The 6,642-nt window shown below is 38.5% G+C and carries 5 protein-coding genes; 1 reads left to right on the top strand and 4 read right to left on the bottom strand.

Annotated features, from left to right (window positions below):
* Window positions 1-67 precede the first annotated feature (67 nt).
* Window positions 68-1,213: a cysteine desulfurase family protein gene (locus tag RLO81_RS09405; protein WP_350110520.1), complete on the top strand. Its 1,146-nt coding sequence runs from the start codon at window positions 68-70 to the stop codon at window positions 1,211-1,213.
* A gap of 1 nt (window position 1,214) precedes the next feature.
* On the opposite strand, the gene hemH is transcribed toward RLO81_RS09405, so the two are convergent.
* From hemH to RLO81_RS09385, 4 genes are read right to left on the bottom strand one after another with little or no spacing between them, the layout of a single operon-like run.
* The gene (hemH, locus tag RLO81_RS09400; RefSeq protein WP_350110517.1) at window positions 1,215-2,222 is read right to left on the bottom strand and encodes a ferrochelatase; all 1,008 of its coding nucleotides are present in this window, start codon (window positions 2,220-2,222) and stop codon (window positions 1,215-1,217) included.
* Between the two features lie 6 nt (window positions 2,223-2,228).
* Complete coding sequence (locus tag RLO81_RS09395; protein WP_350110514.1) at window positions 2,229-2,789, bottom strand: hypothetical protein; 561 nt, start codon at window positions 2,787-2,789, stop codon at window positions 2,229-2,231.
* A gap of 7 nt (window positions 2,790-2,796) precedes the next feature.
* Entirely contained in the window at window positions 2,797-3,966 is a 1,170-nt protein-coding gene (locus RLO81_RS09390; protein ID WP_350110511.1) for a hypothetical protein, read from the bottom strand.
* An 18-nt stretch (window positions 3,967-3,984) separates the two neighbouring features.
* Entirely contained in the window at window positions 3,985-6,615 is a 2,631-nt protein-coding gene (locus RLO81_RS09385) for a PAS domain S-box protein (protein WP_350110508.1), read from the bottom strand.
* Window positions 6,616-6,642: the final 27 nt, after the last annotated feature.

Here is a 6,642-nt window from a genome sequence, read left to right as displayed (position 1 = left end):
GCTGAATATTTGGCGAAGAAAATCATTAATGACATCAAAGAAATAATTAGTAACAAAGCCTAGGCTTATGAAGGTATATCTGGATAATGCAGCTACTACACCCCTCGATCTGGAGGTTTTCGAGGCAATGAAGCCATTTTTAATGGAGAACTTCGGAAATCCCAGCAGCACACATTCACATGGAAGACAAGTACGTTCTGCGATTGAGTCGGCCAGAAAAACCGTAGCAGAGTTATTACATGCTTCCACCAGCGAAATTTTCTTTACATCTGGTGGAACAGAGGCGGATAATACCTTAATCTGCAGTAGCATATCTTCCTACAACCTCACCCATGCCATCACTTCTAAAATTGAGCATCATGCCGTGCTACATACTTTAGAAAATTTAGAAGCTACTGGCAAGATTAAACTCAGCTATGTTAATTTAGATGAGAAGGGCAATGTTGATTTTGCTCATTTAGATGAACTGTTGACTACTAATGAAAGAAGCCTGGTTTCGCTGATGCACGCGAATAATGAAATAGGCAACCTGATAGATCTTAATGCTGTTGGTGAAATTTGCCAAAAACATAATGCCATTTTTCATTCGGATACCGTGCAAACAATGGGGCATTATGCGCATGATTTGAGTAGCCTCAATGTGCAATGTGTTACTGGTGCCGCCCATAAATTTCATGGGCCAAAGGGTGCAGGTTTTATGTACATTGATAAAAGCACTAAAATCGCTCCGTTCATTCATGGAGGTGCACAGGAGCGTAATATGCGTGGTGGAACAGAAAATGTCTATGGCATCATTGGTACGGCCAAGGCATTGGAAATTGCTTATAGAGAAATGGCTGAACACCAGAATTTTATTCAGGGCTTGAAAGATAGAATGATTCAAAATCTGAGAAGCTCTATTGAAGGAGTGTCTTTTAATGGAGAATCTGCGAATCCTGAAAAAAGCCTTTATACTGTCTTAAACGTATGCCTCCCAGAATCGCAGGATAATGACATGTTGTTGTTTACTCTGGATATTAATGGCATTTCAGCTTCTGGGGGCAGTGCTTGTTCAAGTGGCGCGACAACAGGCTCGCACGTATTGGCCGGTATTAAGGCCAATCCAAATAGAGGGGCGGTAAGGTTCTCATTCAGTAAGTACAATACAGCTGAGGAGATTGATTATGCCAGTGAGAAGATTGCTGAGTTTTATAAGCAGGAGGCTTTAAAATAAGCTATCCCTGAACCAACTCCTTCAAACACTTAATCCAAAGTGGGTGCTCGTTCAGACTTTCCACCAGTTGAACTTTCTCACCGCCATGCTCCTCAAAAATTTCCTGGTACTCATCACCAATTTCAATGATGGTTTCCAGGCAGTCGGCAGTAAATGCTGGTGAGAACACTAATAATTTCTTAGCTCCTTTTTTGCCCCATTCCTCCACTACTTTATCGGAGAAGGGAGTTAACCATTTTTTATCTAATCGCGACTGAAAACAAACTGTATAGCGGTCTTCTGGAATTCCCAACTTTTGTACTAAAAGTCGTGTGGTGGCATAGCATGTGGCCTTGTAGCAATACTGGTTTTCTTCAGTAATCTCATGCTCACAGTCTCTATCAGTACACAGGCCTGTAGCATACACTTTGTCCACGTGCCTGTCGGGTACACCATGATACGAGAACAAAATATGATCGTACTCATCAAAGTTATATTTGGAGGCTCTATCAGCAATGGCTGCAATAAAATCTGGGTGATCATAGTATTGGCCTGCAAACTGAATTTCAGGAATTACCCACCATTTTTTCACCACATCCATCACCAACTCGTATGCAGAACCTGTGCTAGCCGATGCATATTGTGGAAACATAGTGATCACTACAATTTTGGTATAATTATTCAGCCTCATCTGCTCCAGCACATCTTTGATGTTTGGATTTTTATAGCGCATGGCCAGATGCACATCGTAATCTTCACCTAACTCTTTATCTAACTTATTCGCAACATTCTGGCTGATATTCAGCAAAGGAGAGCCTTCCTCCGTCCATAACTCCTTATAAATCTTGGCCGACTTTGGTGCTCGAAATGGAACAATGATCAGGTTAACCAAAAGCATTCTGAGTAGCTTGGGAATGTCAATTACCCGTGGATCATTCAAAAATTGAAACAAGTATGAACGAACATCTCCAACAGAAGGGCTATCTGGGGTTCCAAGATTTATGAGAAGTACTCCGGTTCTTTTCTTCATAACTTTTTAAATATAAAATAAGGCCGCTGAGTAGAAAGCAAAACGTAAAAATCGTGAGGATGCCACCAACAGAAACTTGTTGAAATCGAAATTAGTAGCGCCTACCAACATGCAGATTGCTGAAAAAGGAACAGGCGTTACCGCTCCAATAAGTATTAGGAAACCAGCATATTTATTTAGCAAGTTTCTATATCTGCGGATGTACCGATCAAAATAAGGCTTGAAAAAGGCTACATTTCTAAGGTTAGAACCTATGTAATAACCTAATACACCAGCACCATAAGAGATAATAGCTAGTAGTGCGACATTGGCCACATAGGTATCGAACAGCCCATGATTTTCTGACCATTTCACAAAAAATTCTGGTGGTATTATGCCAAAAATCACCTCAGAGGCTATGAATACCGAATACACCGCCCATGGCCATTGTGCTATATGTTCGAGAAATAAATTGAAATGGGTGTACTCTTCAAATACATAAAAAAGTACGATAAGGCCTGTTAACCAAAGCAAGCCTTTCAAAATATTCTTAACTAAAATACGTGATCTAAAATTCAAAATATTCATTCACCAACTACTGAATAGGACAACGCTTAAAAGGCTTTGTCTCATCAAACAACTTGCGGTAGGTAACATGTGTTTTAACAACATCACCACCAACTTGTTCTACTACTCTTATCATTTTTGGATTAAAATCTCCAATCCAGTTCATCTCTAAATCGTCATATCTTTGGTAGTCTTTCTGCACCATTTGTGCCGTAGCCAATACCAAAGCACCTTCCACTCCTTTACCCTGATGCTCAGGCGCTATACCAAACACCAAACCAAGCATTTTATTACAGCTTTTTCGCCACTTATGATAGACAAATTTCAACTTACCAATCCAATCTAGCTTACCGTTTACATATTTAAATATCTGGTTTACTTCTGGCAGGTTAATGTAAAATGCCACAGGTTCATTATTATGATACCCAAACCAAATAATTTTTTCATCTATAATGGGCTTCATTTGCTTCATAATGGCTTTCGCCTGAAGCGAAGTCATCTTTGAAACACCTTTATGCCTTGCCCAGGCCTTATTGTACACCACTCTAAAATCTTCCGTGTATTTGGCTAAGTTCTTCAATCTTAGGTGCTCAAAATGGTAGCCTGACTCCTTATCGGCCATAATACGCTCACCTTTCTCCATCAAACGTTTTGAAAAAGGATCTCGCACTTTTCTACCAAATGTTAGCTGCTTAAAATAGATCTGAAAGCCATAATTCTCGAAGAGTTGAACGTAATAGGGAAAATTGTAATTGCAATTGTAATTAGGTTCTATATGAAAGCCATCAATCAAACAACCCCACCATTTATCACGCTCACCGAAGTTAATAGGTCCATCCATAGCTTCCATTCCCTGCTCTTTCAACCACTTTTTCCCGGTATCAAAAAGTAGGTTAGCCACACCCTGATCATTAATGCACTCGAAAAAACCAAGCCCTCCCGTAGGTTGGTCATTGTCTTTATGAACGGTTTTTTCATTAACAAAGGCAGCTATTCGGCCTATAGTTTTTCCATCGCGCTGAAGTATCCAGCGTATGCACTTACCGTTTCTAAACGTTTTATTTTTCTTAGGGTCAAAGACATTTTCTATGTCTTTATCAAGCGGACGAATCCATGTTTTTTCGTTCTTGTAAAGGCGAACGGGAAACTGAATAAATTCTTTGATAGAGTACTTGTCTTTTACTTCAACAACGTTCATGTTGCAAGTATAAGCCTTCTATGCCTTAATTTCAGCGTTATGACATTGATTAGGCAAAATTATGTTAAAGATGGTTCCTTCATTTGCCTTGCTTTCTAGCTCTACTTGTCCATCCAGTTTTTCAACGGCATTTTTAACAATATATAATCCAATTCCTGATCCTTCCGCTTTGGTAGTAGCACGGTAAAACATTTCAAAAATTTTAGGCAGTGAATCATCATCAATGCCAATTCCGTTATCCTCTACTCTTATGATTGCCTTGTCTTGAGTTATGTCAATATCCAGAGATATAAATGAGCAATCTTTGTCTGGATCTGCATATTTAATGGCATTGGAAATTAAGTTTCTGAACACTTCTTTGATACGCCAAACGTCACTAAAAAACCCAGTTCCATTAATCGCTATTTTTCTTAGTACATTTTTAGAATGAGGCAAATAACTTAGCTCCTCGTAGCAGTTATCTATAATTTCCCTAAAGTTGATTTCATCAACTTTTACCTCCATTTTAAGGTTTTTGGAGTGGCTTAATACATCATTAATAAAGCTATCCAGCTGCTTTACTCTATTTTCTATAATGGCAATGTATTCTTTGAGGTCATCTTCATTTTGCTCATGATTAGCCAAATGAACTAAGCCTAATATCGATGAAAGTGGAGCTCTCAAGTCGTGCGAAACTTTATAGACGAAGTTATCTAGTTCATTATTTCGTATCTGAAGCTCTTTTTCCGCTTTCACACGCTCAGCAATATTTACATAAATGCCATAAATACCAATGGTAGTGTCATTGTAAGAAATAGGCACTCCATAAATAATTACCGGAATCAGATCGCCATTTTTATTTAAGCGATGCGATTCTAATATACCCACGGTACCTTTTGATGTAAGTGTATTAATATCTATACTTTCCTGAAAGCTGGCATCAGGTACAATGATGTTATTTAACTGCCTGCCAATTACTTCCTCTTTTGAGTAACCGAACATATCTACAAACCCTTGATTCATTTGCACCACCTGGTGCTTGTCATCAAGCAACACAAGACCTAAAGGAGCATTTTCAAAAAGTTGTGTAAACAACTGCTCATTCTGTTTAATAAGTTGCTGTGTGATTTTAGACTTATTAACATCCAAAATGGTGCCGGAAGCTCTTTTTACTTTACCCGTTTTGGTTCTTTCAATTACTTTGCCTCTGTCAAGTACCCAAACCCACTCACCTGCTTTGGTTTTCATTCTGTACTCAAACTCAACCACTTCTTTTGTGCCTAAGGAGAACTGTTCTGTTTTTCTGTTAAAAACTTCTAAATCTTCAGGATGCACCAGTGATTCCCATTTAGAAAAATGTTTGTTGAATTCAGTATGATCATAGCCGAGTTTATGAGCCCATGATTTATTGAGCAAGAATTTGCCTTTTTTATGTTCCCATTCCCAAAGGCCAAGATCCGCACCATCTAACGCCAGTTGAAGGCGTTCTTCCGTTAATTTATATTGGCGCTCAACTTCTTTTTTATCGGTAATATCCAGCAATAAACCATATCGGACTACTGATCCATCATTGAGCATAGTAGGGCTGGATTTACCTTCAATCCACTTCACTACATCGTTTACTACAATTCTTCCCTGCCAAGCCCAATTTCGTGCTCCGAACTCACTGTTGCGCATCGATTCTTTGTAGCTATCGATATCCTCTTTATGTATTCTATCTTCCAGCAAATGAGAGTTTTTCAAAATTTGTTCTGGTGAGAACCCAAACATATCTAAACAACCTTCGCTTATGTATCTGAATGTATGTGGGTTATCGCCAATTTCTTCGTACTCATAAATAACCCCCGGCAAACCATGTGTTAATTTTTGAAATTTCGCATGGGTATCGGATAAAATCTGTTCTGCCTGTTTTTGGAATGTTACATCATTTAAAACAAGCACCACTTCTTCCACTTGTTTTTCGGCATTAACAATGGGAAACAAATGACCTTTAACAAACTTATATTCATTTAAACCAAGATTTTTTAATACAGGTGTTTTTTCAGGATTGTATGACACCGCTGGTATTTCACAGGTCTCTCCTGCAAAAGCTTTTTCAATAAATGGCATGATACCTAAATCCACTAGCTGGATATCTTCTAGAATATTGTATGCACCAAGCACGTAACTCGATATCTTAGTAGATGCCCCCCAAATTTTGCCATAGGCTTTATTAAAATATTTTGGTTGCCCCTTTCTATCATAAATGGCAGTGGCAATTGGTGATTCTTCTACCAATGGCTTAAACCTGCTTTCGTTTAATCGTTCATTTAGTAGCCTAAGCACAACTAAACACCCAATGCCTTCTCCATAAGGAAGGTTAAATGGTGAAATACTTGCCTGGCAGTAAAAGAATTTGCCTTGATTGGAAAATGTTAAACGCTCTGTTGGTATGGAGCCTTCATTATTTAAAGCACGTTTAAGTGCATCTACAAAAAACGTTCTTTTAAACTGGCCCGATAGATTAAAAATAGCTTGTCCATTGGCCTCTTCAGATGATAAACCAGTAAGTTCGATCATTTTCTTATTCCAAGAAAATACCTTGCAGTCGTCATCCAATAAGAAAATGCCATCTACACCCGCCTCGAACAACTCGGAAATTACAAGTCCATCAGGACCTAATTGAATCATAACTTATACAATCTCGGAATAAAATTT

The organism is Fulvivirga sp., from assembly GCF_040220315.1.
In the GTDB taxonomy this organism is placed as follows: Bacteria; Bacteroidota; Bacteroidia; order Cytophagales; family Cyclobacteriaceae; genus Fulvivirga.
Note: the sequence above shows the minus strand (reverse complement) of the source record. Positions and strands in the feature narration are given on the sequence as shown.